The sequence below is a fragment of the Streptomyces fulvoviolaceus genome, from assembly GCF_000718165.1.
Lineage (GTDB): Bacteria > Actinomycetota > Actinomycetes > Streptomycetales > Streptomycetaceae > Streptomyces > Streptomyces fulvoviolaceus.
The window spans coordinates 15,970-41,541 of record NZ_JOEY01000011.1; the positions used below are offsets into that span (position 1 = coordinate 15,970).

At 71.4% G+C, this 25,572-nt stretch carries 24 protein-coding genes and 1 pseudogene; 16 read left to right on the forward strand and 9 right to left on the reverse strand.

The features are described 5' to 3' along the window. Positions 1–6: 6 nt before the first annotated feature. Positions 7–1,620, reverse strand: coding sequence for an ABC-F family ATP-binding cassette domain-containing protein (locus IG08_RS0113240; protein ID WP_030600415.1), 1,614 nt, complete (start codon positions 1,618–1,620; stop codon positions 7–9). A gap of 298 nt (positions 1,621–1,918) precedes the next feature. On the opposite strand from IG08_RS0113240, the gene IG08_RS0113245 reads away from it, so the two are divergent. Both IG08_RS0113245 and IG08_RS54140 read left to right on the forward strand, forming a co-directional pair. Continuing rightward, complete coding sequence (locus tag IG08_RS0113245; protein WP_030600417.1) at positions 1,919–2,590, forward strand: GOLPH3/VPS74 family protein; 672 nt, start codon at positions 1,919–1,921, stop codon at positions 2,588–2,590. Between the two features lie 63 nt (positions 2,591–2,653). Beyond that, positions 2,654–3,527, forward strand: a pseudogene (locus IG08_RS54140) (isocitrate lyase/PEP mutase family protein). On the opposite strand, the gene ssgD reads toward IG08_RS54140, so the two are convergent. Beyond that, entirely contained in the window at positions 3,524–3,940 is a 417-nt protein-coding gene (gene ssgD / locus IG08_RS0113255; RefSeq protein ID WP_030600419.1) for a spore wall synthesis regulator SsgD, read from the reverse strand. The pseudogene IG08_RS54140 and the gene ssgD sit on opposite strands and share 4 nt — an antisense overlap. Positions 3,941–4,211: 271 nt before the next feature. On the opposite strand from ssgD, the gene IG08_RS0113260 reads away from it, so the two are divergent. Continuing rightward, positions 4,212–5,288, forward strand: a complete 1,077-nt coding sequence (locus IG08_RS0113260; RefSeq protein ID WP_030600420.1) for a WD40/YVTN/BNR-like repeat-containing protein — start codon at positions 4,212–4,214, stop codon at positions 5,286–5,288. Positions 5,289–5,338: 50 nt separating this feature from the next. Continuing rightward, on the forward strand, positions 5,339–5,665 hold the full coding sequence (locus IG08_RS0113265) for a hypothetical protein (protein WP_030600421.1): 327 nt from the start codon (positions 5,339–5,341) through the stop codon (positions 5,663–5,665). Between the two features lie 4 nt (positions 5,666–5,669). On the opposite strand, the gene IG08_RS0113270 is transcribed toward IG08_RS0113265, so the two are convergent. Then, positions 5,670–5,966, reverse strand: a complete 297-nt coding sequence (locus IG08_RS0113270) for a YciI family protein (protein ID WP_030600422.1) — start codon at positions 5,964–5,966, stop codon at positions 5,670–5,672. Positions 5,967–6,004: 38 nt separating this feature from the next. Here IG08_RS0113270 and IG08_RS0113275 point away from each other — a divergent pair, with 38 nt between their 5' ends. Next, complete coding sequence (locus IG08_RS0113275) at positions 6,005–6,694, forward strand: endonuclease V (RefSeq protein ID WP_030600423.1); 690 nt, start codon at positions 6,005–6,007, stop codon at positions 6,692–6,694. A gap of 71 nt (positions 6,695–6,765) precedes the next feature. Then, positions 6,766–6,924 carry a morphogenic membrane protein MmpA gene (mmpA, locus tag IG08_RS54145; protein WP_199820862.1) on the forward strand — a complete coding sequence of 53 codons (159 nt, stop codon included), beginning with the start codon at positions 6,766–6,768 and terminating at the stop codon, positions 6,922–6,924. Positions 6,925–6,952: 28 nt separating this feature from the next. On the opposite strand, the gene IG08_RS0113285 is transcribed toward mmpA, so the two are convergent. After that, positions 6,953–8,131 carry a saccharopine dehydrogenase family protein gene (locus tag IG08_RS0113285; protein WP_030600424.1) on the reverse strand — a complete coding sequence of 393 codons (1,179 nt, stop codon included), beginning with the start codon at positions 8,129–8,131 and terminating at the stop codon, positions 6,953–6,955. A 92-nt stretch (positions 8,132–8,223) separates the two neighbouring features. Between IG08_RS0113285 and IG08_RS0113290 the strand changes: the two genes are divergently transcribed. The 7 genes from IG08_RS0113290 to IG08_RS0113320 all read left to right on the forward strand — a co-directional run bounded on the left by IG08_RS0113290 (position 8,224) and on the right by IG08_RS0113320 (position 17,234). Beyond that, positions 8,224–8,604, forward strand: coding sequence for an MmcQ/YjbR family DNA-binding protein (locus IG08_RS0113290; protein ID WP_030600426.1), 381 nt, complete (start codon positions 8,224–8,226; stop codon positions 8,602–8,604). A gap of 116 nt (positions 8,605–8,720) precedes the next feature. Beyond that, positions 8,721–9,872: a CaiB/BaiF CoA transferase family protein gene (locus tag IG08_RS0113295; protein ID WP_030600428.1), complete on the forward strand. Its 1,152-nt coding sequence runs from the start codon at positions 8,721–8,723 to the stop codon at positions 9,870–9,872. Continuing rightward, positions 9,869–11,011 carry an acyl-CoA dehydrogenase family protein gene (locus tag IG08_RS0113300; protein ID WP_030600429.1) on the forward strand — a complete coding sequence of 381 codons (1,143 nt, stop codon included), beginning with the start codon at positions 9,869–9,871 and terminating at the stop codon, positions 11,009–11,011. The genes IG08_RS0113295 and IG08_RS0113300 overlap by 4 nt, the downstream gene beginning before the upstream one ends. 23 nt (positions 11,012–11,034) lie before the next feature. Further along, positions 11,035–12,249, forward strand: coding sequence for an acetyl-CoA C-acetyltransferase (locus IG08_RS0113305; protein ID WP_030600431.1), 1,215 nt, complete (start codon positions 11,035–11,037; stop codon positions 12,247–12,249). 41 nt (positions 12,250–12,290) lie between these two features. After that, positions 12,291–14,465: a 3-hydroxyacyl-CoA dehydrogenase NAD-binding domain-containing protein gene (locus IG08_RS0113310; protein ID WP_030600433.1), complete on the forward strand. Its 2,175-nt coding sequence runs from the start codon at positions 12,291–12,293 to the stop codon at positions 14,463–14,465. 319 nt (positions 14,466–14,784) lie between these two features. Beyond that, the gene (locus IG08_RS0113315) at positions 14,785–16,413 is read left to right on the forward strand and encodes a thiamine pyrophosphate-binding protein (RefSeq protein WP_043454171.1); all 1,629 of its coding nucleotides are present in this window, start codon (positions 14,785–14,787) and stop codon (positions 16,411–16,413) included. An 80-nt stretch (positions 16,414–16,493) separates the two neighbouring features. Further along, positions 16,494–17,234 carry an IclR family transcriptional regulator gene (locus tag IG08_RS0113320; RefSeq protein ID WP_030600437.1) on the forward strand — a complete coding sequence of 247 codons (741 nt, stop codon included), beginning with the start codon at positions 16,494–16,496 and terminating at the stop codon, positions 17,232–17,234. On the opposite strand, the gene IG08_RS0113325 is transcribed toward IG08_RS0113320, so the two are convergent. The 3 genes from IG08_RS0113325 to IG08_RS0113335 all read right to left on the reverse strand — a co-directional run bounded on the left by IG08_RS0113325 (position 17,231) and on the right by IG08_RS0113335 (position 20,883). After that, positions 17,231–18,700 carry a sugar ABC transporter ATP-binding protein gene (locus IG08_RS0113325; RefSeq protein WP_030600439.1) on the reverse strand — a complete coding sequence of 490 codons (1,470 nt, stop codon included), beginning with the start codon at positions 18,698–18,700 and terminating at the stop codon, positions 17,231–17,233. The genes IG08_RS0113320 and IG08_RS0113325 overlap by 4 nt on opposite strands. A 1-nt stretch (position 18,701) precedes the next feature. Further along, a complete protein-coding gene (locus IG08_RS0113330; RefSeq protein ID WP_030600441.1) occupies positions 18,702–19,760 on the reverse strand; it encodes a sugar ABC transporter substrate-binding protein in 1,059 nt (352 codons plus the stop codon). A 91-nt stretch (positions 19,761–19,851) separates the two neighbouring features. Continuing rightward, complete coding sequence (locus IG08_RS0113335; RefSeq protein ID WP_030600443.1) at positions 19,852–20,883, reverse strand: ABC transporter permease; 1,032 nt, start codon at positions 20,881–20,883, stop codon at positions 19,852–19,854. 146 nt (positions 20,884–21,029) lie between these two features. Here IG08_RS0113335 and IG08_RS0113340 point away from each other — a divergent pair, with 146 nt between their 5' ends. Further along, complete coding sequence (locus IG08_RS0113340) at positions 21,030–21,755, forward strand: SDR family NAD(P)-dependent oxidoreductase (protein WP_030600445.1); 726 nt, start codon at positions 21,030–21,032, stop codon at positions 21,753–21,755. Here the strand turns inward: IG08_RS0113340 and IG08_RS0113345 are convergent. Beyond that, the gene (locus tag IG08_RS0113345) at positions 21,746–22,456 is read right to left on the reverse strand and encodes a MerR family transcriptional regulator (RefSeq protein WP_030600447.1); all 711 of its coding nucleotides are present in this window, start codon (positions 22,454–22,456) and stop codon (positions 21,746–21,748) included. The two genes, IG08_RS0113340 and IG08_RS0113345, sit on opposite strands and share 10 nt — an antisense overlap. Positions 22,457–22,531: 75 nt before the next feature. Here IG08_RS0113345 and IG08_RS0113350 point away from each other — a divergent pair, with 75 nt between their 5' ends. Beyond that, positions 22,532–23,020 (forward strand): macro domain-containing protein, encoded by a 489-nt coding sequence (locus IG08_RS0113350; RefSeq protein ID WP_030600450.1) that lies wholly within the window; start codon positions 22,532–22,534, stop codon positions 23,018–23,020. Beyond that, complete coding sequence (locus tag IG08_RS0113355) at positions 23,017–23,919, forward strand: adenosine kinase (protein WP_030600452.1); 903 nt, start codon at positions 23,017–23,019, stop codon at positions 23,917–23,919. Before IG08_RS0113350 ends, IG08_RS0113355 begins: the two co-directional genes overlap by 4 nt. An 80-nt stretch (positions 23,920–23,999) precedes the next feature. On the opposite strand, the gene IG08_RS0113360 is transcribed toward IG08_RS0113355, so the two are convergent. Further along, a complete protein-coding gene (locus tag IG08_RS0113360) occupies positions 24,000–25,496 on the reverse strand; it encodes a M1 family metallopeptidase (RefSeq protein ID WP_030600454.1) in 1,497 nt (498 codons plus the stop codon). Positions 25,497–25,572 lie beyond the last annotated feature (76 nt).

Sequence of the window (25,572 nt, forward strand, 5' to 3'; positions counted from 1 at the left end):
CCGGGACTAACCCACCGCTTCCGGGGTGGTCTCCTGGAGTTCGCCGTCGAGGAGGAGCCAGCGCGTGATGCCGATCGACTCCAGGAACGGCAGGTCGTGACTGGCCACGATCAACGCTCCCTCGTACGACTCCAGAGCGGTCGTCAGCTGCCGGACGCTCGCCATGTCGAGGTTGTTCGTCGGCTCGTCCAGCATCAGCAGCTGTGGCGCGGGCTCGGCCAGCATCAGCGCGGCCAGCGCCGCCCGGAAACGTTCGCCGCCGGACAGGGTCGCCGCCTTCTGGTCGGCCCGGGCGCCCCGGAACAGGAAGCGGGCGAGACGGGCCCGGATCCGGTTGTTGGTGGCGGCCGGCGCGAACCGGGCGACGTTCTCGGCCACGGTCCGCTCGTCGTCCAGCACGTCCAGCCGCTGCGGCAGGAACCGCATCGGGACGTGCGCCTTCGCCTCACCCGACACCGGCTCCAACTCCCCGGCGATGGTCCGCAGCAGCGTCGTCTTGCCCGCGCCGTTGCGCCCGATCAGCGCGATCCGCTCCGGACCCCGCAGATCGAAACCGCCTCGCACGCGTGCGCCGTACGCCAGCTCCAGGTCCAGCAGGGTCAGGACCGTACGACCCGGCGGTACGGCCGTGTGCGGCAGGTCGACGCGGATCTCGTCGTCGTCCCGTACGGCCTCCGCCGCCTCGTCGAGCCGGTCCTTGGCCTCGGAGAGCCTCTCCTCGTGCATGATGCGGTGCTTGCCCGCGGACTCCTGAGCCGCGCGCTTGCGTGCCCCCATGACGATCTTCGGTTCGCGCTTCTGCTCGAACATCTTCTGTCCGTACCGCTTGCGCCGGGCCAACTTGACCTGGGCGTCCGCCAGTTCGCGTTTCTGCTTGCGGAAGTCGGCCTCGGCGACCCGCACCATCCGCTCCGCCGCGTCCTGCTCAACGGCGAGCGCCTCCTCGTATGAGGAGAAGTTGCCGCCGTGCCAAGTCACCTCCCCGGAGCGCAGGTCCGCGATCTGGTCGACCAGTTCGAGGAGTTCGCGGTCGTGGCTGACCACGACCATGACCCCGGGCCACGACGCGACCGCCGCGTACAGCCGCCTGCGTGCGTACAGATCAAGGTTGTTGGTGGGTTCGTCGAGGAGCAGGGCCTCCGGCCGTCGTAGCAGTAGTGCGGCCAGTCGCAGCAGCACCGACTCGCCGCCCGACACCTCGCCGATGGTGCGGTCCAACTCGATGTGGCCGAGCCCGAGTTCGCCGAGGGTCGCGAGAGCTCGCTCTTCCACGTCCCAGTCGTCGCCGACCGTCTCGAAGTGCTCCTCGGCCACGTCGCCCGCCTCGATGGCGTGCAGCGCGGCGCGTCGATCGGCGATGCCCAGGGCCTGGTCGACCTTGAGGTCGGTGTCGAGCGTGACGTTCTGCGGGAGGTAGCCGACCTCGCCCGCCACCCGGACGGTGCCGTCGGCCGGGGCGAGCTCACCGGCGATCAGCTTCAACAGGGTTGACTTCCCCGACCCGTTGACGCCGACGAGCCCGGTTCTGCCGGGGCCGAAGGCGGCGTCGAGGCCCTCGAAGACGGGGGTGCCGTCGGGCCAGGAGAAGGCGAGGGAGGTGAGTGTGATGGATGTAGACATACGGGGTCTCCGCGGTTGCTCGAGGCGATCAGGGGCAAACGCGTATCGAGACACCTGCGACCGAACGGGGAGAGGCCCCGGGGGGCATGAGAAAAGCCCCGTGCCCAAGGACGGCTCGAATGCCGAGGTCGCACGCAGCGCACACACCTCATGTGTGTGACGCGGTGTCTCAGGACCTCAGACGAGCAACGTCCTTCTCCAATCGGCGGCAACAGGACCGTCATCAACGGTATGAGCGGCCTCAACGGCTGTCAACGAATTAACGTGGGACCCGCCCTCATCGCCCGAAGGAGGCCCCGTGCCCAACGGCTCGCTCTCGCTGCCGGCCCGGCTCTACCTGCTGGCCTGGGACACCCGGAGGACGGAGGTCACGGGCACCGCCCAGCTGCCCCACCTGATCCGGGCCGGTGCCCTCACCGAGCTGGCCCAGCGCGGTCTGCTCGTCGACGAGGACGGCATCGCCACGCCGGTCGACATGGACGCGAGCACCGGGGACGCCGTCCTCGACGGGCTCCTGGAACTGGTCCGCGAGTCCCGGCCGCGCCGGTGGCGGATCTGGGTGACGCTGCGGGCGCGGATCACCCTGGACGCCGTACGGGAGCAGCTGACCGCGGCGGGATATCTGCGGGCGGAGCAGAAGCGGGCCCTCGGGATCTTTCCGACGGTGAAGTACGCCCTGGAGCGGGTCGCCGTGGTGGAGGCGCTGCAGGACGAGGCGCGGCAGGTCCTGGAGGGGTCGGTACCGGCCGGGGAGGTCTCCGACCGGGACGCGGCCGCCGTGGTGCTCGCGGCCGCCGCCGAGCTGCGCACACTGGTGTCCCGCAAGGACCGGGGGCGCCACGAGGCGCGCATCGAGGAGCTGACCGAGCGCAGCAGCGCGGCGGCTCCCGCGCTGCGGGGGATCGTCGGCGAGGTACGCGCGGCGATGATCGCGGCGGTGGTGGCGACGTCGGTCGCGGGGAGCGGCTGAGCCGTCACGTCGGTGTCGGATTCCTGCCAGCGCCCGTCTGCCGCGGCTGGTTGGGTGGAGGTCATGACGAACCACGACACCCTGCGTGATGCCGCCCTCACCTTCCGTTCCCTGCACGTCCCGGGACGGCCGCTCGTCCTGCCGAACGTCTGGGACACCGCGAGTGCCCGCATCGTCGAGGACGCCGGTGCCGCCGCCGTGGCGACCACGAGCGCCGGGCTCGCCTGGGGCCTGGGTGCGGCGGACGGCGACCGGTTGGAGCGCGAGGAGGCCCTCGGTGCCGTCGCCAGGATCGCCGCCGTGGTCGGCGTACCCGTCAGCGCGGACATCGAGAGCGGCTATGCGAAGGACCCGGCGGGCATCGCGGACACCGTCCGCGCGGTGCTCGCGGCGGGTGCGGTCGGGGTGAACATCGAGGACGCCCTGTACGAGGGCGGGGGCGATCCGCTGCGGCCGGTCGCCGAGCAGGCCGAGCGCATCGCCGCCGTCCGCGAGGCCGCCGCGGCGGAGGGCGTGCCGCTGTTCGTGAACGCCCGCATCGACACCTTCCTGCGTGGCGCCGGGGGAGTGGATCTCACCCTGGAGCGGGCCGCCGCCTTCCTCGCCGCGGGCGCCGACGGGATCTTCGTCCCCGGGGCCGTCGACCCGGGAACCGTGAAACTCCTCGTCGAAGGAATCGACGCACCGCTGAACGTCATGGCCGGCCCCGGCGCCCCGACCGTCGCCGAACTGGCCGCACTCGGCGATGGGGGTCCCTCCCGCTCGAGCGAAGCCGAGAGTGGGGGAGCGCGTGAGCGTCGGCTCGGCCATCGCCCAGGCCGCACACGCCCTGGTCCGCCGGGCGGCGCGGGAGCTGCTGGACGCGGGGACGTACCAGTCACTGGCGGGCGGGCTCGACTACGGAGAGCTCAACACGCTGATGGGACGGACCCGTTAGCGCGCGTCCCGCATCAGCTCCGCCAGGTCGTGGTCGAGGTCGAGCTGGAGATGCTCCAGGCCGACGGGCACCAGCTCGCCCGTCGCCGCCAGGAACCGGCGGAGCTCGCCCGTGCGGACGTGCACGACGGCGGTGCCCTCGGGGGCGTGGAACTCGAGAACGGTGCGGTCGTAGCCGTAGGGCCGCACCCGCACGTCGCCGTGGCCCTCGGGCTCCAGCAGGCCGGTGGCGAGAAGCTCGCGGCTGAAGGTCCAGCAGACCTCCACACCCTCCAGCGTGGCCGGGGCGGGGAAGGTCATGCGGACGGCGAACGGATCGGTGCGCTCGTAGCGCAGGGTGGCTGGAATGCTCGGCATCCGCGGTGCGGCTGCGACGAGACGGGCCTCGACGGGCTGCTCTATGACGGTGGACAACGCCTTGCTCCCTTGTGACGGCGGGCTGGACTTCCGGGGATGAGGCCGGGCACTGCTAGAGACGCCGGAATGAGTCAATCCGTGCACATGAAATTCGAGTGACCTCCGTCACCGCGTTTCATGCACGGGTGTGATCAGGCCCACCTCCTGTGCCCCGAGGGGCACTTGTGGCGATCGGCGTACCACCCGGCGGTGGCCGAGGACATCTGGACGGCACCCGGAGCGTGGGCTAGCTTCGCCCGCCATGAGGCGCTTGGGGAACACGCGACGAATGAGACGTACGTTTCGCACGGTGGCCGCGGGGGCGGTGTGCTCGGCCGCGCTGGCGGCCCTGACCGCCGTACCCGCTCAGGCGCGGGAGCCGGAGCACCGGGCGCCGCACTGGGAGCTCAAGGAGACCGGCACCCCCGACGTGCGCTTCCGCGGCCTCTCGGCCGTCAGCCGGGGAACCGCCTGGGTGTCCGGCACCCAGGGCACCGTGCTGCGCACCACCGACGGCGGCGCGAGCTGGCGGAACGTCTCGCCGCCGGACACCGCCGACCTGCAGTTCAGGGACATCGAGGCGTTCGACGCCCGCCGGGCCGTGGTGCTCGCCATCGGCGAGGGCGAGGCGTCCCGCGTGTACCGCACCGACGACGGCGGCGAGACCTGGACCGAGTCCTTCCGCAACACCGACGCCAAGGCCTTCTACGACTGCCTCACCTTCTTCGACCGCCGCCACGGCCTCGCCATGAGCGACCCCGTGGACGGAAAGTTCCGCATCCTGTCGACCGGCGACGGCGGCCGCACCTGGAAAGTCCTGCCGAGCGAGGGCATGCCGGCCGCGCTGGACGGCGAGGCCGGCTTCGCGGCGAGCGGCCAGTGCCTGGTCGGCTCCGGGCCGAAGGACGTCTGGCTGGCCACCGGCGGGGCCGCACGCGCGCGTGTCCTGCACTCGGCCGACCGCGGACTGACCTGGACGGCCACCGACACACCGATCCCGGCGGGCGACCCGGCCAAGGGCGTCTTCGCGCTCGCCTTCCGCGACCGTGCGCACGGACTCGCCGTCGGTGGCGACTACCGCTCGGACCAGGCCTCCCCGCAGGCGGGCGCCCGCACCGCCGACGGCGGCCGCACCTGGCAGCCCGCCGCCACCGCGCCGCCCGCCTACCGCTCGGGCGTCGCCTGGCTCCCGCGCAGCCGCACGGCCGCCCTGGCCGTCGGCCCCACCGGCACGGACCTCACGACCGACGGCGGCCGCACCTGGCGGACCGTGGACACGGGCTCGTACGACACCGTGGACTGCACCCCCGACCTGGGCTGCTGGGCGGCGGGGGAGCAGGGGCGGGTGGCACGCCTGGAGAACTGACCGCGCGCATGTGGGTACCCGGTCGCCGACGGCGAGAGGAGTGAGCCCACATGCCACGTGGTTCGAGTCCCAAGCGGGAACGCCAGTACGAGCACATCAAGAAGAGCGCGCAGGACCGGGGCGAGAGCACCGAACGCGCCGAGGAGATCGCCGCGAGGACGGTCAACAAGGAGCGCGCCCGTGCCGGCGAGTCCAAGACCGCGAGCCGCACCTCGACCCAGGACATGTCGTCCGGGAAGAGGGGCGGCCAGCGGTCCGGCAAGGGCTCCCAGGGCCCGACCTACGACCAGCTGTACGAGGAGGCCAAGCGCCATGACGTCCACGGCCGTTCGGACATGAACAAGAGCCAGTTGAAGCGTGCGCTGGGCGGCAAGTGAGGCCTCAGGACGGCGTCTCGCGGTACTGCTCGAGGGCCGGCGCCGTCATCACGGCGACGAACTCGGTGATGCGGTACACGCACACGTCCGCGGTGACGAAGGGGTCGCCCGCGGCGATCTCCTCGACCCGCTCGCGGTCCTCCGCGACGGCGAGGATCACCCCGCCGTCGCGGGGGTTCTTGCGCCCGGCCGCCAGGAAGACACCCTCCGCGAACCGTTCGTCCAGCCACGCCCGGTGCGCCTCCAGCACGGCGTCGACCTGATCGAGCGGGGCGGTGTAGGTCAGCTCCAGTACGAACATGATCGCGAGCGTACGCGGCCCGTACCCTCGTGCCCATCATGACGACCGTACGCATTCCCGCGGGCTGGCCCGCGACCGAGGAACAAGCCCGCGCCGTCCAGGACGAGTTGCGCGAGAAGGTGGCACTCGACGAGCCGGGCCCGCCGCCGGGCACCGGCCATGTCACCGGCGTCGACGTGGCCTACGACGACGAACGCGACGTCGTCGTGGCCGCCGCCGTCGTCCTGGACGCGGCGAGCCTCGACGTCGTCGCCGAGGCCACGGCCGTCGGGCGGATCTCCTTCCCGTACGTGCCCGGCCTGCTCGCCTTCCGTGAGATCCCCACGGTCCTCGCCGCCCTCGACGCCCTGCCGTGTGCGCCGGGCCTCGTCGTCTGCGACGGCTACGGCCTGGCCCACCCGCGCCGCTTCGGCCTCGCCAGCCACCTCGGCGTCCTCACCGGTCTGCCCACGATCGGCGTCGCCAAGAACCCGTTCACCTTCACCTACGACGACCCGGACGCCCGGCGTGGCGCGTGGGCGTCGCTCATGGCGGGTGAGGAGGAGGTCGGCCGCGCCCTGCGCACGAGGGAGGCGGTGAAGCCGGTCTTCGTCTCCGTCGGGCACCGCGTGAGCCTCGACAACGCCTGTGCGCACACCCTCGCGCTCACCCCGGCGTACCGCCTGCCGGAGACGACCAGGAAGGCGGACGCCCTGTGCCGGCGCGCGCTGCGGGAGGCGACTGCCTGAGGTGACTGAGTACGTCGTCTGAGTACCTGTACGGATGTGCGGGCCCCGGAGTGATCGGCAGGCTGTTCCGCATGACGACGCACCGCATGACCCACCGCTCCCCGAAGCCCCTCGCCGACCCGAACCGCCCCGTCGAGCGCGCCGTGACGACCGCGCTGATCCTCGCCGTGCTCGCGGGGCTCGGCTGGATCGCCGGGATGATCTACACGGTGGCGGGCTGGTCCCTCTAGGCCTGGACGGGACCAGCCCCAGGCGGGGTTACCGACTCGCTGCCACCCGGAACGTGATCCCCGCCCGCCGCAACCGCTCGATCAGCGCATCCCCCATCGCCACCGCCGTCGTGACCTGCCCGGCGGTCGGCGGCAGCTCGTCGAGGGCAAGGGACAGTGCCGACTCGGCGAACATCTTCGCCGTCTCGTCGTACCCGGGGTCGCCGCCCGCGACCTCGGTGAACACCTGCCTGCCGCCGCCCTCGCCGACGAAGCGGACGGAGAACCAGCTCTTCGCGCGCTTGTCCGCGTCCGGCCCGTCCCCGGGCTTGAGCCGGTCGGACAACCAGCGCCGCGCGGGCGGCAGTTGGGCCGCCGCGAACAGCGCGCCCACGGCCGCGACCCCGCCCACGGCGACGGGCAGATGACGTACGGCCGCGTAGTGGCGGTAGCGGAAGTCGGGACCGTAGCGCTTCAGGGCCTTCGCGGACCGCTGCACGATCTGCGCGTCGATGGTCGGCAGCGGCAGGGCCCAGGCGCCGACCTCCTGGGCATACCGCGGCGCACCGGTCGGCGCGGAGGCCCTGCGTCCCACCAGGCGCGGCTCGTGCCGCCCGCGCTCCCGTGCGGCGGCGATCATCTGCCGCCCGCGCGCGAACTGGTTCAGCGCCGAGGCGAACGTCCCGCCCGAGAAGGTCGCGTCCGCGGTCACGAACCCGTCGACCCTGAGCGGCACGCCCTCCGGGAGCTGCCGGACCGTGAAGTACGCCCCCAGGTCGTGCGGGATCGAGTCGAACCCGCACGCGTGCACCAGCCGCGCGCCCGTCTCACGCGCGCGTGCGTCGTGCCGGACGTACATCAGGTCCACGAACTCCGGCTCACCGGTGAGGTCGAGATAGTCCGCACCGGTCTCCGCGCAGGCGGCGACGAGCTCCTCGCCGTACGTGACATAGGGACCCACCGTCGTGGCCACCACGCGCGCGTGCTCGGAGAGTTCCCGCAGCGAGGCCGGGTCGGACACGTCGGCATGCAGTACGCCGATCTCCTCGCCGCCGGGCAGCCGCTCGCGCAGCGCCCGCAGCTTCTCCTCGCTGCGGCCGGCGATCGCCCAGCGCAGTCCCTCGGGCGCGTGCGCGGCGAGGTACTCCGCGGTGAGCGTCCCGACGAAACCCGTGGCTCCGAAGAGCACGATGTCGTAGGGACGGTCCGTCCTGTTCAGCCTGCTCATGACACTCCTGGGTCCCGCCGCACGCGCCGTTGTCGGTGGCCGAGGCTAGCGTGAGGAGTGCGGAGCCCGACGACGAGCCCGGAGGTAGGACGGTGGCCGTGCCCAAGATTGCCCTGAAGAAGTGGGAGAAAGTGCGCGAGTTCGCGCTCGCGCTGCCGGGCGCCGCCGAGGAGTTCCCCTGGGGTGAGACCGTCGCCAAGGTCAACAAGAAGGTGTTCGTCTTCCTCGGTGTCTCCGACGGCAGCTACCCGATGGGCGTCACCGTGAAGCTCAAGGACGAGTCCGTCCACGCCCACGCGCTGACCTGCCCCGGCGCCGAGCCCGCCGGGTACGGATTGGGCAAGGCTGGCTGGGTGAGTATCCCGCTGGCGGAGCAGGGCGCCCCGGCCGCCGAGCTGCTGTGCGACTGGGTGGAGGAGAGCTACCGCACGATCGCGCCGAAACGGCTGATAGCGGAGCTGGACGAGCGCTGAGCGCCTCGGGTCCCGATAATTGGCTAAGCGCTTGCTCGCTCAGACCTTGTGTCGGCTGCGCCACGTTCTTAGCATCGCTGGTGTTACATCAGTTGTGTCACGCCAATGGGGGCTGGATGACAACGGCAAAGGCGCCAGGGCACGGCCCGCTCGCCGGCGTACGCGTGGTCGAGCTGGCCGGCATCGGGCCCGGCCCGTTCGCCGCCATGCTCCTCGCCGACCTGGGCGCCGACGTGGTCCGCGTCGACCGGCCCGGCGGCTCGGGACTCTCGATCGACCCCGCCTACGACGTCACCAACCGCAACAAGCGCTCGGTGATCATCGACCTGAAGGCCGCCGACGGTCCCGCCCGCGTCCTCGACCTCGCCGCCCGCGCCGACATCCTCGTCGAGGGCAACCGCCCCGGAGTCGCCGAACGCCTGGGCGTCGGCCCCGAGGACTGCCACGCGCGCAACCCGCGGCTCGTCTACGGCCGGATGACCGGTTGGGGCCAGGAAGGGCCGCTGGCCGACCGTGCGGGGCACGACATCGCCTACATCGCGCTCACCGGCACCCTCGGCATGATCGGCGAGCCTGACCGGCCACCCGGCGTACCCGCCAACCTGCTCGGCGACTACGCGGGCGGCTCCCTCTACCTGGTCGTCGGCGTCCTCGCCGCCCTCCACCACGCGCGCGCGACCGGCGTCGGCCAGGTCGTCGACACCGCCATCGTCGACGGCACCGCCCACCTCACCGCGATGATCCACGGCATGGTCGCCGCCGGCGGCTGGCAGGACCGGCGCGGCGCCAACCTCCTGGACGGCGGCTGCCCCTACTACGGCACATACGAGACCGCCGACGGGAAGTACATGGCGGTGGGCGCCCTGGAACCGCAGTTCTACGACGAGTTCGTGACCCTTCTCGGTGTCCCGGACCACTCCGAGTCCCGCAAGGACTGGACCCGCTGGGGCGAACTGCGTGAGGCGGTGACGGCCCGCTTCAAGTCCCGCACCAGGGACGAGTGGACGACGGTCTTCGAGGGCACCGACGCGTGCGTGGCGCCCGTGCTGTCCCTGCGGGAGGCCCCGCACCACCCGCACCTCGCCGCCCGCGGCACCTTCACCGACCACGGCGGCATCACCCAGCCCGCCCCCGCGCCCCGCTTCTCCGGGACGCCGACGGAGATCCGCACCGGCCCGGCCCGACCCGGCGCGGACACCGAAGGCGTCGCGCACGACTGGGACGTACCCGACCTCCTGAAGGGCCACGAACTGAAGGGCCACGAATGAAGCGGCAGATCTTCGCCCCCGAGCACGACGCGTTCCGCGAGACGGTCCGCGCCTTCCTGGCCAGGGAGGTCCTGCCGTACTACGAGCAGTGGGAGAAGGACGGCATCGTCTCCCGCGACGCCTGGCGCGCGGCCGGCAAGCAGGGCCTGCTCGGGCTCGCCGTGCCCGAGGAGTACGGCGGGGGCGGCACCCCCGACTTCCGCTACAGCGCCGTACTCGCCGAGGAGTTCACGCGCGCGGGTGCCCCCGGGCTTGCGCTCGGCCTGCACAACGACATCATCGGCCCGTATCTGACCGGCCTGGCCACCGAGGAGCAGAAGCGGCGCTGGCTGCCCGGCTTCTGCGACGGCACGCTGATCACCGCCATCGCGATGACCGAACCCGGCGCGGGCTCCGACCTGCAGGGCATCCGGACGCACGCCGAGGACAAGGGCGACCACTGGCTGCTGAACGGCTCCAAGACGTTCATCTCCAACGGCATCCTCGCCGACCTGGTGGTCGTGGTGGCGAAGACGACTCCGGAGGGCGGTGCCCGCGGACTGTCCCTGCTGGTCGTGGAGCGCGGCGCGGACGGTTTCGAGCGCGGCCGTAACCTCGACAAGATCGGCCAGAAGGCCCAGGACACGGCAGAGTTGTTCTTCCACGACGTCCGCGTGCCCAAGGAGAACCTCCTCGGCGAGCTCAACGGCGCCTTCGTCCACCTGATGACGAACCTCGCCCAGGAGCGCCTGAGCATCGCCGTCTCCGCGATCGCCGCCGCGGAACACCTCCTGGAGATCACCACGGAGTACGTCAAGGAACGTGAGGCCTTCGGCCGGCCGCTGGCCACCAAGCAGCACATCCGGTTCGAGATAGCCGAGATGGCCACCGAGTGCGCCGTCACCCGTACGTTCCTCGACCGCTGCATCGAGGATCACTCGAACGGGCAACTCGACGCCGTGCACGCCTCCATGGCCAAGTGGTGGGCCACCGAGCTGCAGAAGCGGGTCGCCGACCGCTGCCTCCAACTGCACGGCGGCTACGGCTACATGACCGAGTACCCCATCGCCCGGGCCTTCACGGACGGCCGTATCCAGACCATCTACGGCGGGACGACCGAGATCATGAAGGAGATCATCGGCCGTTCCCTGTTGGGCTGACCCTCACCCCGAAAGGCTTTCCAGTGAGCACCGAAGCGTATGTGTACGACGCGATCCGCACCCCGCGCGGCCGCGGCAAGGCGAACGGCGCCCTGCACGGCACCAAGCCCATCGACCTGGTCGTCGGACTCCTCCACGAGATCCGCGCCCGCTTTCCCGACCTCGACCCGGCGGCGATCGACGACGTCGTGCTCGGCGTCGTCGGCCCGGTCGGCGACCAGGGCTCCGACATCGCCCGCACCGCGGCCGTCGCCGCCGGGCTGCCCGACACGGTCGCGGGTGTGCAGGAGAACCGCTTCTGTGCCTCGGGCCTGGAGGCCGTCAACATGGCTGCCGCCAAGGTGCGTTCGGGCTGGGAGGACCTCGTCCTCGCGGGCGGCGTCGAGTCCATGTCCCGGGTGCCGATGGCCTCGGACGGCGGCGCCTGGTTCAACGACCCGATGACCAACCTCGCGGTCAACTTCGTGCCGCAGGGCATCGGCGCCGACCTCATCGCCACCATCGAGGGCTTCACGCGGCGTGACGTCGACGAGTACGCGGCCCTCTCGCAGGAGCGGGCGGCCACCGCCTGGAAGGAGGGCCGCTTCGAGCGGTCCCTCGTGCCGGTGAAGGACCGCAGCGGCCTCGTGGTCCTCGACCACGACGAGTACATGCGCCCGGGCACGACGGCCGACTCCCTGGCCAAGCTCAAGCCGTCCTTCGCGGACATCGGCGACCTGGGCGGCTTCGACGCCGTCGCGCTGCAGACGTACCACTGGGTCGAGAAGATCGACCACGTCCACCACGCGGGCAACTCCTCCGGCATCGTGGACGGCGCCTCGCTGGTCGCGATCGGCTCGCAGGAGGTCGGTGAGCGCTACGGCCTGCGCCCGCGCGCGCGGATCGTGTCGGCCGCCGTCTCCGGCTCGGAGCCCACCATCATGCTCACCGGTCCCGCGCCCGCCACCCGCAAGGCGCTCGCCAAGGCCGGGCTGACCATCGACGACATCGACCTCGTCGAGATCAACGAGGCCTTCGCCGCGGTCGTCCTGCGCTTCGTGCGGGACATGGGCCTGTCCCTGGACAAGGTCAACGTCAACGGCGGCGCGATCGCCCTCGGCCACCCGCTCGGCGCCACCGGCGCGATGATCCTCGGCACGCTCGTCGACGAACTCGAGCGCCAGGACAAGCGGTACGGCCTCGCCACGCTGTGCGTCGGTGGCGGCATGGGCATCGCCACGATCGTCGAACGCATCTGAATTCCAGCGGCTTTCAAGAGACTTCTACGGAGACCCCCGCCATGACGCAGAGCACCACCATCCGCTGGGAACAGGACCGCACCGGCGTCGTCACCCTCGTCCTCGACGACCCGAACCAGTCCGCGAACACCATGAACCAGGCGTTCCGCGACTCCCTCGCCGTGATCACCGACCGCCTGGAGGCCGAGAAGGACTCCATCCGCGGCATCATCTTCACCTCCGCCAAGAAGACCTTCTTCGCCGGCGGTGACCTGCGCGACCTCATCCGGGTCACCCCCGAGACCGCCCAGGAGCTGTTCGACGGCGGCATGGCCATCAAGCGCAACCTGCGCCGCATCGAGACGCTGGGCAAGCCGGTCGTCGCGGCGATGAACGGCGCGGCCCTGGGCGGCGGTTACGAGATCGCCCTCGCCTGCCACCACCGCATCGCCCTCGACGCACCCGGCTCCAAGATCGGCTGCCCCGAGGTCACCCTCGGCCTGCTCCCCGGAGGCGGCGGCGTCGCCCGCACCGTACGCCTGCTCGGCATCGCCGACGCCCTGCTGAAGGTGCTTCTCCAGGGCGCCCAGTACACCCCGCAGCGCGCCCTGCAGAACGGCCTCGTCCACGAAGTGGCCGCCACACAGGAGGAGTTGCTGGCCAAGGCCCGCGCCTTCATCGAGGCCAACCCCGAGTCCCAGCAGCCCTGGGACAAGCCGGGCTACCGGATCCCCGGCGGCACGCCCGCCAACCCGAAGTTCGCGGCGAACCTGCCCGCCTTCCCCGCCACCCTGCGCAAGCAGACGGGCGGCGCCCCCTACCCGGCCCCGCGCAACATCCTCGCGGCCGCCGTCGAGGGCTCCCAGGTCGACTTCGAGACCGCGCAGGTCATCGAGGGGCGGTACTTCGTGGAGCTGGCGGCGGGCCAGACCTCGAAGAACATGATCCAGGCGTTCTTCTTCGACCTCCAGGCCGTCAACTCCGGTGCCAACCGCCCCAAGGGCATCGAACCGCGGCCGGTCCGCAAGGTCGCCGTGCTCGGTGCCGGGATGATGGGCGCGGGCATCGCGTACTCGTGCGCCCGCGCGGGCATCGAGGTCGTCCTGAAGGACGTGTCGGCGGAGGCGGCCGCCAAGGGCAAGGGCTACTCCGAGAAGCTGTGCGCGAAGGCCGTCTCCCGGGGCCGTACGACCCAGGAGAAGGCGGACGCGCTGCTGGCCCGCATCACGCCGACGGCCGACCCCCAGGACCTGGCCGGCTGTGACGCGGTCATCGAGGCCGTCTTCGAGGACACGTCGCTCAAGCACAAGGTCTTCCAGGAGATCCAGCACATCGTCGAGCCGGACGCGCTGCTGTGCTCGAACACCTCGACGCTGCCGATCACCGCGCTCGCCGAGGGCGTGGAGCGCCAGGGCGACTTCATCGGACTGCACTTCTTCTCGCCCGTCGACAAGATGCCGCTCGTCGAGATCATCAAGGGCGAGCGGACGGGGGACGAGGCGCTGGCCCGCGCCTTCGACCTGGTGCGGCAGATCAAGAAGACGCCGATCGTGGTGAACGACTCGCGCGGCTTCTTCACCTCCCGTGTCATCGGCCACTTCATCAACGAGGGCGTCGCGATGGTCGGCGAGGGCATCGAGCCCGCGTCGATCGAACAGGCGGCGGCCCAGGCGGGCTACCCGGCCAAGGTGCTGTCCCTGATGGACGAACTGACGCTGACGCTCCCGCGCAAGATCCGCAACGAGTCGAAGCGGGCGGTGGAGGAATCGGGCGGCACCTGGGTGTCCCACCCCGCCGAGGCCGTCATCGACCGCATGGTCGACGAGTTCGGCCGGCCGGGCCGCAGCGGAGGCGCGGGCTTCTACGAGTACGGCGAGGACGGCAAGCGGGCGAGGCTGTGGCCGGGCCTGCGGGAGCACTTCACCCGTGAGGGCGCGGAGATCCCCTTCCGGGACATGCAGGAACGCATGCTCTTCTCCGAGGCGCTCGACACGGTCAAGCTCGTCGAGGAGGGGGTCCTGACGTCCGTCGCCGACGCCAACATCGGCTCGATCTTCGGCATCGGCTTCCCGGGCTGGACGGGTGGCGTGCTGCAGTACATCAACGGCTACGAGGGTGGCCTGCCCGGATTCGTGGCACGCGCGCGTGAGCTCGCCGAGCGGTACGGGGAGCGGTTCACGCCGCCCGCGCTGCTGGTGGAGAAGGCGGAGAAGGGGGAGCGGTTCGGGGACGCGTGACGGGGGTGCGGGTGGGGTGGGTTTCGCCCCCGCCGCCCTTACCCGTTCCCGACCTTGGGGGCTCCGCCCCCAAACCCCCGCTCCTCAAACGCCGGAGGGGCTGATTTCAGCCCGTCCGGCGTTTGAGGACGAGGCCGTTCAGGCCGAAGCGGGGGGTCTGGGGGCGGCAGCCCCCAGGGACGGGACGGGAAGGGGCGGCGGGGGCGAAAAACCGCCGTACGCGCCCCGTACCGCTGAGCGACACGACGCGCTTGCTCCCCGGGGGACGGAACGCAGACGCTGACCCGCGAACCGGTCCCCGCCCCACCGAGGAGCCCCCATGGGTCACCGTCCCGCCCTCGCCGTCCTGGACATCCTCCGCGGCGAGGGCGTGGACCGGATCTTCGGCAACCCCGGCACCACGGAACTGCCCTTCCTGGCCGCGCTGCAGGACGCCGACGACGCCCCCGAGTACGTCCTCGGCGTCCACGAGGGTGCCGTCGTCTCCATGGCCGACGGCTACGCCCGCGGCACCGGCCGCCCCGCCTTCGTCAGCCTGCACGTCGCCGCGGGCCTCGCCAACGGCCTGATCGGCCTCCTCAACGCCCGCCGCTCCCGCACCCCGCTCGTCGTGACGGCAGGGCAGCAGGACCGCCGCCACCTCCAGCAGGACCCCATGCTCTCGGGCGACCTCGTCGGCCTCGCGGCGTCCGCGGTGAAGGCGACGTACGACATCCAGCACGCCCGCGACCTCCCGCTCGCCCTGCGCCGCGCCTTCGCCCTGGCGCTACGGCCGCCCGCCGGCCCCGTGTTCCTCTCCGTCCCCATGGACCTGCTCACGGAGGACACGGAGGTGGAGGTCCCGCCTCGCACCTCCACGCCCCCGCTCGGCCCGGCCCCGGGCCTGGAACGTGCGGCCGTTCTCCTCGGTGCCGCCGCCCGCCCCGCGATCGTCGCCGGTGACGGCGTGGGCCGCGAGGACGCGTTCGGCGCGCTAGTGCGCGCGGCGGAGGCCTGCGGTGCGCACGTCCACCACCAGCCGATGGCCGACTGCCTCGACTTCCCGACCACCCACCCCCTGTACGCCGGGGCGCTGCCCCCGCGCCACGACGCCATCCGGGCCGCGCTCAGCCCGTACGACACCGTGCTGATCGCCGGCGCGCACGCCTTCACCCCCCACCACTACAGCCCCGGCCCCCCTCTGCCCCCCGGCCTCACCGTCGTCCAGCTCGACTCGGACCCGGACGAGATCGGCCGTAACTTCGCCGCCGACGCCGGACTCGTGGGCGCGCTCGGCCCGTCCCTGCACCGCCTCGCCGACCTGCTGCGCGAACAGGTCCCCGCCCACACCGCCAAGGGCCGCATCCTGCGTGCCGGTGAACACCACGCGGCCGAGCGCGACCGCGCCGAGTCCGCGGCCCGCGCCGCCTACTCCCCGGCACCCCTCGCCCCCTGGGCCGCCGCACACGCCGTGGCCCGCGGCCTCCCGCCGAACACCGTGGTCGTCGAAGAGGCCATCACCGTGGGCCTGTTGCTGCGCCGTCTCGTTCGGCTCGACCGCCCCGGCAGCTACACCCACACCGTCGGCGGCGGCCTGGGCTGGGGGATCGGCGCGGCCGTCGGACGCGCGCTCGCCGAACCGGGGCGGCCGGTCGTCGCCGTCCTGGGCGACGGCTGCACGCTGTTCGGCCTGCAGGGACTGTGGAGCGCCGCACGGCAGTCGGCCCCCGTGCTGTTCGTGGTGATGAACAACGGCGTCTACCGCACGCTCCAGGACACCTACGAGACGATGGGCGGCCTGGGTGTGTGCCCCGGCACCGAACTGGGGCCGCTGGACTTCACACAGGCGGCCCGGTTCTTCGGGGTCGACGCGGTTCGGGCCGAGAGCGCGGACCACTTGCGCGAACTGGTGGCCGGGGCAGGGCAATTGACAGGGCCGCTGCTGGTCGACGTACCCGTTCGCGCATAGGCGACGCACCGATCCGGCATCGCAGACTCACAGCAACGCGCATCTTGTCACCCCCACCCGTCGACCCCGACCATCGGTCCATGAAGGACGGTCCGCTGCCGAAGTCGGTGCTCGCCCGCGGGGTGGCGCTGCTGCGCGTCTGCGGCGACGCCGAGACGACGCTCAGCCTTGCCGAACTGGCCCTGCGCACCGGGCTGCCCAAACCCACCGCACACCGCCTGATCGGCGAACTGGTCCGTCTCGGCCTGGTCGAGCGCACCCCGGAGGGCAGCTACCGCATAGGGCTCGGGCTGTTCGTGCTGGGCCAGTCGGCGCCCGCCGTGCGCGAACTGCGGGACGCCGCACTGCCGTACCTCGGCGACCTGCACGAGGCGACGCACGAGAACGTGCACCTGGCCGTCCCGGACGGCACCGACACCCTCTTCCTGGAGAAGGTCACCGGTCGCCGCGCCACCCCGATCGTCTCCCGCACCGGCGGCCGGCTGCCCGCCCACTGCACCGCGACCGGCAAGGTCTTCCTGGCCCTGGACCCCTGCCTCCCGCGCCGCGCGCTGCCCCGGCTGACCCCGCGCACCATGGTCCTGCCCGGCCAGCTCGCCCGCGATCTCGCCCTGACCCGGGCCCGTGGCTACGGAGTCAACCTGGAGGAGGCCGAGATCGGCGTCTCGGCCGTCGCCGCGCCCATCTACGCCCACGGCCGCGACTCCCGCCCGATCGCCGCGATCTCCGTCACCGGCGGCACCCGCCGCCTCGACGTGGACCGGATCGGGGCGCGGTTGTGCGCGGTGGCGAGGGCACTGACCCGGACGCTGTCGGCCTAACCCGATGCGGATGTTCCCTGCTGCATCGCCACGGCCAGCGCATGCTCCGTGAGCCGCTCCCCGTGCACCTCACCGGTGAGCCGCCCGCGGACGAACACCAGCACCCGGTCGCACACCTCCGTCAGCTCGGCGAGGTCGGTCGACGCGATCAGCACGGCCGCACCGCCCGCCGCCAACTCCCCGACGATACGGTGCATTTCGCCTCGCACGCCGACGTCGACGCCCCGCGTCGGATCGTCCAGGACCACGATCCTCGGCTCGGTCGCGAGCCACTTCGCGAAGACGACCTTCTGCTGGTTGCCGCCGGACAGCCGGGCCACCAGGTCGTACGGCCCTCCGCGCAGCCGCAGACGCTCCGTCAGATCGACGGTGCGCCGCACAAGTTCGGACCGCGAGGGCACGAACCCGCCCCGCCCCAGCGCCAGCCAGCTCACCGCGGTGGTGTTCTCCCACACCGTACGGTCCACCATCAGCCCGTACCGTTTCCGGTCGCTCGGCACGAAGGCGACGCCCGCCCGGACCGCGTCCCGCAGCGAGTGCGGCCGGCCGTGGCCGCCGATGTCCACCCGGCCCGCCGAGACCGCCGTACGCCCGCACACCACCTCCAACGCGCTGAGATGCCCGGCCCCTTGGAGTCCGGCGACCCCGACGACCTCACCGGCCCGTACGGTGAAGGTCACGTCCGCGAGCTTCCCCGGCACGCTCACCTCGGACAGCACCACCGGCGGCGGCAGATCGACCACGGTGCGCGACCGACGTGGCGGCTGCTCGGGGCGGCCGCCCAGCATCGCCGACACCAGCTCGGGCACGTCGACCTCCTGTCGGCGCACCCCGGCCAGCGCGACCTGCCCGTCCCGCAGGACGGTCACGCGCTGCGCGAAGCGCATCACCTCCTCCAGGAAGTGGGTGACGTACAGGACGGCGATGCCCCGCCCGGTGAGGGTGTGCAGGACCCGTTCGAGACGGTCCACGGCGGCGGCCGGGAGCGCCGAGGTGGGCTCGTCGAGGATCAGCAGCCGGGGCCGGCGCAGCACGGCCCGGGCGATCTCGGTCAACTGCTGGTCGGCGAGGGTGAGTTCACCGAGCTCCATACCGAGGTCGGCGTCCAGGCCCAGTTCGGCGAGGACCGGCCGGGCCGCTCGATCCATGGCGCCCCGGTCGAGCAGGCCGAGGCGGCGCGGCGGCTGGTGCGGGAAGAGGTTCTCCCGCACGGTGAGGTCGGGGAACAGGCTCAACTCCTGGGACACGGCGGCGATCCGGGTGTCCTTGGCCAGCCGCACCGCCCCCTCGTCGGCCGCCAGCGCCCCGGACAGGATCCTCACCAGCGTCGACTTGCCCGCGCCGTTCTCGCCGACCAGGGCGTGCACCTCACCGCCGCGCAGCCGGATACCCGCCCCGTCCAGAGCCCGGACGCCGCCGTACGACTTGACCAGGCCCTGTGCCACGAGGATGTCGCCGTACGTCATCTCAGCGCGCGTCCTTCAGGGGATGCATCTGCCCTTCCTGGTCGCCGAGGAGCTTGTCGATCGTCGGCTTGTACCAGTCGTACGCCGCCTTCGCGGACTTCTGCCGGGTGATGATCTCGTCGATGTTGGAGGAGTCGACGACCCCGCCGGGAGACAGGAACCACCCGTCGGGCAGCTTGCCGTCCTTCTCGCGCACCGACTCGATCAGCATCGCCGTGGACAAATAGCCCTTGAGGAAGTGCTGCGGGTCGATGGTGACGAAGTTCGAGCCGTCCTTGACCGCGTCGAGCGTCTTCGGGTCGACGTCGAAGCCGGCGGTCAGCCACTTGCCGTTCTTCGCCTTCTTGATCTTGGCGAGGTTGTAGCTGTCGGCGTCGCCGACACCGAGGAAGGCGAGCGCGTTCGGGTGCGCGTTGACCTGTGAGGACCAGGAGCTGTAGTTCTGACCGGGATCGCTGTACGTCTGGAAGGGGCCGACGATCTTGACGTTCGGCGCCTCCTTCTCGAACGTGTCGGCGATGCCCTTCGCCCGGTTGTCCAGCACCGGCGTCCCGGGGTTGGGCACCCCGATGGCGACCTCGCCCTTCGGGTCGTCGCCCAGCTTCTTCAGTGCCTCCTTCGCCATCAACTCGCCCAGCGCGTAGTTGTCGTTGCCGACGTAGAAGGTGACCTTGCTGCCGTCGGTGGGGGAGGTGTCCAGGGCGACGATCGGGATGCCCTTGTCCACGGCCTGGGCGGCGGGGCGGGTGAAGATCGGCGGGTCGAGGTTCTCCAGGACGATGCCGTCCTTGGCGCGGGTGGTGAGGTTCTGGAAGAGCTGCACCTCGGCGGGCCCGTCCGTGTTGGGCGGGCCGACGGCCTTGAAGTTCACGTCTCCCGCGTGGCTCGCGGCGCTCTCGGCACCGAGCACCATCTCGTGGGCGAAGTTGAGCGAGATGTTGGCCACGGCGATGCCCATGTTGAGCTCACCGCCGCCCTTGCCACTGGAGGCGCTCTCCCCGCACGCGACGGCGGTCAGCAGGACCAGCGCGGCGGGCAGCGTCAGCATTCGGCGGTGCATCACGGCCTCCAAGGAGCGGCTCACGGGGGTGGATCGGGGGCTTCGCGCGCGGGGGGTTGGGCTGGGTCACTGCTCAGGCTTGTCGGGGCGTTCACTTGTCACGGCGGCGTCCGGTCCGCCGCAGCACGCTGTCGGCCGCGACGGCGACGAGGATGACCCCGCCGGTCGCGAACGACGTCCAGTTGATGGGTATTTCGAAGAACACGAGCCCGGCGGCGACGACCGAAAGGATCATTGCCCCGGCCACCGCGCCGACGACCGAGCCGCGTCCCCCGGCCAGCGGGGTGCCGCCGATGATGCAGGCGGCGATGGCCTGGAGTTCGTAGCCCTGTCCCAGCGTCGGGTCGCCGGCGCCGTAGAAGGCGAGGGCCAGCGCGGCGGCGCACGCCGTGGTCAGCCCGGACAGGCCCAGGGCCTGGATGCGGGTGCGGACCACCGGGATGCCGCTGAAGGCGGCGGCGTCCGGATTGGAGCCGATCGCCCGCACCCGAGCGCCGAAACGGGTGCGGGCGAGCACCACCGCCAGCACGGCCACCACCGTGAGCAGCACCCACAGCGCGAACGGCACGCCGCCGGGATCCCCGCCCGCGAAGGTGAAGAACGAGTCGTTCAGCGGCAGGTCCGTGATCTGCTTGCCGTCCGCGAGCGCGAGCCCGACACCCCGGTAGAGCATCAGCGTGCCCAGCGTCACGATGAACGACGGCAGCGCGAGCAGCGTCGTGACCAGCGCGTTGAACACCCCCAGGGCGATGCCGGTGACCAGCATCACCGGCACCGCCAGCCAGGGCGTCGTCCCGTCCCGGACCACCAACGCCCCGACGACCAGACACATCGCGTACGTGCCGCCCACCGACAGATCGACCTCGCGCATGGCGAGCGCGAAGACCATCCCGCAGGCCATCAGCGAGATGTAGACGGAGTTGTGGGCGGTGGACAGCAGGTTGTCGGTGTCGAGGAAGTCCGGGTACGGGATGCCGATCCCGGCGATCAGCAGCCCCAGCACGATCAGTACGCCGAGCTCGTCCCGTACCAGCCGGCGCGGCAACGGCCGCCACCGGCGCGGCCCGCCACCCTGATCGCGGGCGCGCTCGGCGTCGTCCACGGCACGCTCGGTCTCGGTCATCGGGCACGGCTCCGGTACGACAGCAGCTGGGACCTGACTTGGGGTCGCCCGCAGCGTCGGCCCCACGGCCCCGGACAGCAACAAGGGCGTTCCAGCGAGTGAAATGGGCCCTTGCCGAGCGGCTGACCGGTCAGCACACTCGGCGCATGGAGACGCGTACCGCCCTGGTGACCGGAGCGGCACAGGGCCTCGGGCAGGAGTTCGCCGTCGCGCTCGCCGGGCGCGGCTACCGGGTCGCCGGCCTCGATCTCATCCCCCAGCCGGGGACCGCCGGAATGATCCTGGACTACGTGGAGTTGGTCGGAGACGTCAGCGACGCCGCCACCGTCGAGGAGGGGTTGGAGCGCGTCATCGACCAGTTCGGCGCGCTGCACGTCGTCGTGAACAACGCGGGCGTGTACCCCGCGAAACCCTTCGAGGAGACGACAGTTGAGGACTGGCGCCGGGTCATGCGCGTCAACCTGGAGGCGCCGTTCCTGGTGACCCGGGCTGCCCTGCCGTATCTGAAGGCGGCCGGCTGGGGCCGGATCGTCAACATCGCCTCGGCGGCCGTGTTCACCGCGCCCCCCACGATGGTCCCGTACGTCGCCTCGAAGATGGGCCTGATCGGCTTCACCCGCGCCCTGGCCTCGGCGCTGGCCCCGTACGACATCACGGTCAACGCGATCGCGCCCAGCATGGTCCGCACCGCCACGGCCGAGCGGACGGTCGGCGCGGACGGCGGCTTCGAGGCCGTACGCGACGGGCAGGCCGTGGCGAGGATCCAGGAGCCGGCCGACCTGGTCTCGACGCTCCTCTATGTGGTGGACGAGGCAAGCGGCTTCCTGACCGGCCAGACCCTCAACGTGTCAGGCGGATCCGCCTACCTCTGAGGGTCTGAGGTCCACTCCCGCAGTTCTTCCTTGAGCGACCGCTGAAAGGTCGTCAACAGGGCCTGCACGACCAGGGGTTCCATGTGCGCGGACAGGGACTTCACGTCCTGAGCGTCGCGTTCGGAGACCTCGCCCCGGAAGAGCTCCGCCAACTCGTGGGCGGCGGCCCGCGAGTGCTCGATGAGGACCTTCCGCGAGGCGAGGATCGCCTCCTGCGACAGCGGTACGTCGAGCAGCCGCACGCCCAGCCGGAGCAGCCCCAGGTCGACGCGATACGCATCCCCGTCCCCCGTGACCACGGTCATCGCGGCGAGCCGCTCGATCTCGTCGTCGCTCAGGACCCGCCCCGCCCGCCGCCCGAGCTCCTCCCGCGACACCGTCTCCACAACGTCGGGCGCCCAGGAGGCCACCACGGCCTGGTGGATGGCGAGGCCGTGCGCGCTCAGATCCGCCGGCAGCTGCTGCATGTACCGCTCGATCGCCGCCAGCGTCATCCCCTGGTGCTGCAGCTCCTCGATCAGCGCCAGCCGCGCCAGGTGCTCCCCGCCGTAGTGCCCCACGCGCCGCGCACCGATCACCGGCGGCGGCAGCAGCCCCCTGGTCCCGTAGAAACGGACCGTACGGACCGTGACCCCCGCCCGCGCGGCCAGCTCGTCGATCGTGAGGGTCGGCTCCCCGATGTCGGTGGGTTCGGTCGTCATGTGCAGCAGTATCGCTGTCACACCGGTGGTGTGACACCAGGGGCCACTGTCAGTGGGGGCCTCTACGGTGGTGTCATGTCGGGGATCTTGTACATCCGGGGTGACGCCACCGTTCCGTCGGTGAAGGGCGTCAAGCTGATCGCCCATGTCTGCAACGACATCGGGGGGTGGGGGAAGGGCTTCGTCCTGGCGATATCGCGGCGCTGGCCGGAGCCGGAGAAGGCGTACCGCGCCTGGCACCGCGCCCGCGCGTCGAACGACTTCGGGCTGGGCGCGGTCCAGTTCGTCCAGGTCGAGCCCTACGTGTGGGTGGCCAACATGGTCGGCCAGCGCGGCATCCGGACCGGGAGCAGGGGCGTCCCGGTTCGCTATGAGGCGATCGACACAGCACTGGGAGGGCTGGCGGAGAAAGCGGTCGAACTCGACGCGTCCGTGCACCTGCCGCGGATAGGGTGCGGTCTGGCCGGGGGCAAGTGGTCCCGCGTCGAGCCGTTGATCATCGAGCGGTTGGCGAAGCAGGGCATCGCCGTCACGGTCTACGACCACGGGGAGGCCCGGAGTTGAGCAAGGACACCGATGTCCTGGTACTGGGCGGCGCAGGCGTCGACACCATCGTGTACGTGCCTGAGTTGCCGCTGCCGTACGCCGACAGCTACATGATCGACTCCGGCATCCGCACCCGCGCCGGACAGACCGGGGACTTCGTCGCCGTAGGCCTGAGCGCCCTTGGCCTGCGCACCCACCACCTCGACCTGCTCGGCGATGACCCCGAGGGCGACCTGGTCCGCGCCCTGCACCGGGACCGGGGCATCGAGCTCACTGCCGTGCCCCAGCCCGCGGGGACCAAGCGCGCGGTGAACCTCGTAGGCCCCGACGGCCGGCGCCTGTCCCTGTACGACACCAGCCGCGCCCACGCCGAGGACAGACTGCCGGAGCAGACCGTCTGGACCCTGGCCGAGGCGAGCCGTCACGTCCACGTCTCGATCACTCACCCGTGCGCCCACGCCCTGCCCACCCTGCGCGAGACGGGTGTCACCATCTCCACCGACCTGCACGACTGGGACGGCGAGAACCCGTACCACGAGCCCTTCGCGTACACAGCCGACGTCGTCTTCCTCTCCGCGACCGCCCTGACCGACCCCGAGCGGACCATGCGCCACATCACCGAGCGGGGCAGAGCCGAGGTGGTCGTCGCCACCGACGGAGCCAAGGGCGCGTACCTGCTGGCCGACGGCGAGCTGACCCGCGTCCCGGCGGTGGCGCCGCCGAAGCCCGTGGTGGACACCAACGGCGCCGGCGACGCCTTCGCGGCCGCATTCCTCTACGGCCGGCTGACCGGCGAACCACCGCACCGGTGCGCCCTGTACGGCGCGGTGGCCGGCGCCCACGCCTGCACGATCCCGTCGACAGAGACGGACGCAATAGACCTGAACGAACTACTAACGCGCACTGCCACCCCCTAAGGGGCGCGGGGAACTGCGCGACAAGCCACGACGCACCCGCAGCCGCCCGACAACACAAGGCGGCACAACCCGCGGCGCGCTCAGCGCTCGTGCACGTCATTCGTCGCGGCGATCTTCTTCCACGACCTCGGCTGCACGGGCGGCGCAACCACCCCCTTCGCGATGGACGCACCCCGCGCCGCGGGAGCCGCCGGCTTCGACGGCTGGAACAGCCACGTGTCGAACACCGCCGACAGCGACTGCCCCGACACCTCATCGGCGTACTTCTGGAAGTCGGCCACCGACGCGTTCCCGTACGCGTACTTCTCCGGCCACCCCTTCAGAACAGCGAAGAACGCCGCGTCCCCGATCTCGTTCCGCAGCGCCTGCAGAGCCAGCGCACCCCGGTCGTAGACGGCGATGTCGAACTGGTTCTCCGGCCCCGGATCCCCGGGCTCGACCGTCCAGAACGCGTCGTCGGCCGGATGCGCGGCGTACACGTAGTCGGCGAGTTCCTGCGCCGTACCCTCACCCTCGTGCTCGGACCACAGCCACTGCGCGTACCGCGCGAAGCCCTCGTTGATCCAGATGTCCTTCCATCCGGCGACGGACACGAGGTCTCCGTACCACTGGTGGGCCAGCTCGTGCACGACGACGGAGACGTTGGACCCGTTGGCGAACTGCCGCGGGCTGTAGAAGGGCCGGGTCTGCGTCTCCAGCGCGTACCCCGTGTCGGTGTTCGGCACATACCCGCCCAGCGCGTTGTACGGATACGGCCCGAAGTACCCGCTCAGCCAGTCCGCGATCTCCCCGGTCCGCTCGACGCTCGCCCGCGCCGCACCGTCGTTGTCGCCGAGATCCTTGCTGTAGGCGTTGATGACCGGAATCCCGCTCTCGGTCGTCCCGGTGGTGATGTCGAACTTGCCGACGGCCAACGTCGCGAGGTACGTGGCCTGCGGCTTGTTGGACCGCCAGTTGTAGCGGGTCCAGCCCAGCCGTGAACTCGTCGACTGGAGCGTGCCGTTGGAGATGGCCTGACTGCCGTCCGGGACAAGGACGGACACGTCGTACGTCGCCTTGTCGAGCGGATGGTCGTTGCTCGGGAACCACCACCAGGCCGACTCCGGCTCGTTCGCCCCGACACCGCCGTCCGGAGTCCGGTGCCAGCTCGTGAAGCCGTACGCCTGCTCGGACGAGGGCACCCCGCTGTAGCGCACCACGACGGTGACGGCCGAACCCTTGGCCAGCGGCGTCTTCGGCGTGATCTCCAGCTCGTGCTCGCCCGAGGTCGCGAAGGACGCCTTCACGCCGTTCACCCGCACCTCGCTCACGTCCAGCAGGAAGTCCAGGTTGAACCGGGACAGGTCCTGCGTGGTGCGGGCCAGCAGAGTCGCCGTGCCCTCCAACTCGTCCGTGGCCGGCTGGTACTTCAGCCGCAGGTCATAGTGGGAGACGTCGTATCCGCCATTGCCGTAGGCCGGGTAATAGGGGTCGCCGATGCCCGGTGCGCCGGGGGAGTAGCTCGCGGCCGACGCCGGGATCGCCAGCAGGACGGACGCGGCGGCGAGTGCGCCGGGTGCCAGGATTCTGCGGTGCACGAAAGCTCCAAGTCGTAGGGGCACGAAGTCTGTTCGAACCCTATTCAGTCCCTGTGAGCCCGCACGTGTCCACGGC

Bases quoted from the DNA above. Each gene is read 5' to 3' on its own strand.
- IG08_RS0113270 (WP_030600422.1), bottom strand. From the start codon at position 5,966: ATGTTCGTACTGGAGCTGACCTACACCGCCCCGCTCGATCAGGTCGAC.
- IG08_RS0113320 (WP_030600437.1), top strand. From the start codon at position 16,494: ATGAAGGACGGTCCGCTGCCGAAGTCGGTGCTCGCCCGCGGGGTGGCG.
- IG08_RS0113335 (WP_030600443.1), bottom strand. From the start codon at position 20,883: ATGACCGAGACCGAGCGTGCCGTGGACGACGCCGAGCGCGCCCGCGAT.
- IG08_RS0113295 (WP_030600428.1), top strand. From the start codon at position 8,721: ATGACAACGGCAAAGGCGCCAGGGCACGGCCCGCTCGCCGGCGTACGC.
- IG08_RS0113265 (WP_030600421.1), top strand. From the start codon at position 5,339: ATGCCACGTGGTTCGAGTCCCAAGCGGGAACGCCAGTACGAGCACATC.
- IG08_RS0113310 (WP_030600433.1), top strand. From the start codon at position 12,291: ATGACGCAGAGCACCACCATCCGCTGGGAACAGGACCGCACCGGCGTC.
- IG08_RS0113325 (WP_030600439.1), bottom strand. From the start codon at position 18,700: ATGACGTACGGCGACATCCTCGTGGCACAGGGCCTGGTCAAGTCGTAC.
- IG08_RS0113345 (WP_030600447.1), bottom strand. From the start codon at position 22,456: ATGACGACCGAACCCACCGACATCGGGGAGCCGACCCTCACGATCGAC.
- IG08_RS0113240 (WP_030600415.1), bottom strand. From the start codon at position 1,620: ATGTCTACATCCATCACACTCACCTCCCTCGCCTTCTCCTGGCCCGAC.
- IG08_RS0113350 (WP_030600450.1), top strand. From the start codon at position 22,532: ATGTCGGGGATCTTGTACATCCGGGGTGACGCCACCGTTCCGTCGGTG.
- IG08_RS0113260 (WP_030600420.1), top strand. From the start codon at position 4,212: ATGAGACGTACGTTTCGCACGGTGGCCGCGGGGGCGGTGTGCTCGGCC.
- IG08_RS0113315 (WP_043454171.1), top strand. From the start codon at position 14,785: ATGGGTCACCGTCCCGCCCTCGCCGTCCTGGACATCCTCCGCGGCGAG.
- IG08_RS0113275 (WP_030600423.1), top strand. From the start codon at position 6,005: ATGACGACCGTACGCATTCCCGCGGGCTGGCCCGCGACCGAGGAACAA.
- IG08_RS0113300 (WP_030600429.1), top strand. From the start codon at position 9,869: ATGAAGCGGCAGATCTTCGCCCCCGAGCACGACGCGTTCCGCGAGACG.
- IG08_RS0113340 (WP_030600445.1), top strand. From the start codon at position 21,030: ATGGAGACGCGTACCGCCCTGGTGACCGGAGCGGCACAGGGCCTCGGG.
- IG08_RS0113330 (WP_030600441.1), bottom strand. From the start codon at position 19,760: ATGCACCGCCGAATGCTGACGCTGCCCGCCGCGCTGGTCCTGCTGACC.
- IG08_RS0113285 (WP_030600424.1), bottom strand. From the start codon at position 8,131: ATGAGCAGGCTGAACAGGACGGACCGTCCCTACGACATCGTGCTCTTC.
- mmpA (WP_199820862.1), top strand. From the start codon at position 6,766: ATGACGACGCACCGCATGACCCACCGCTCCCCGAAGCCCCTCGCCGAC.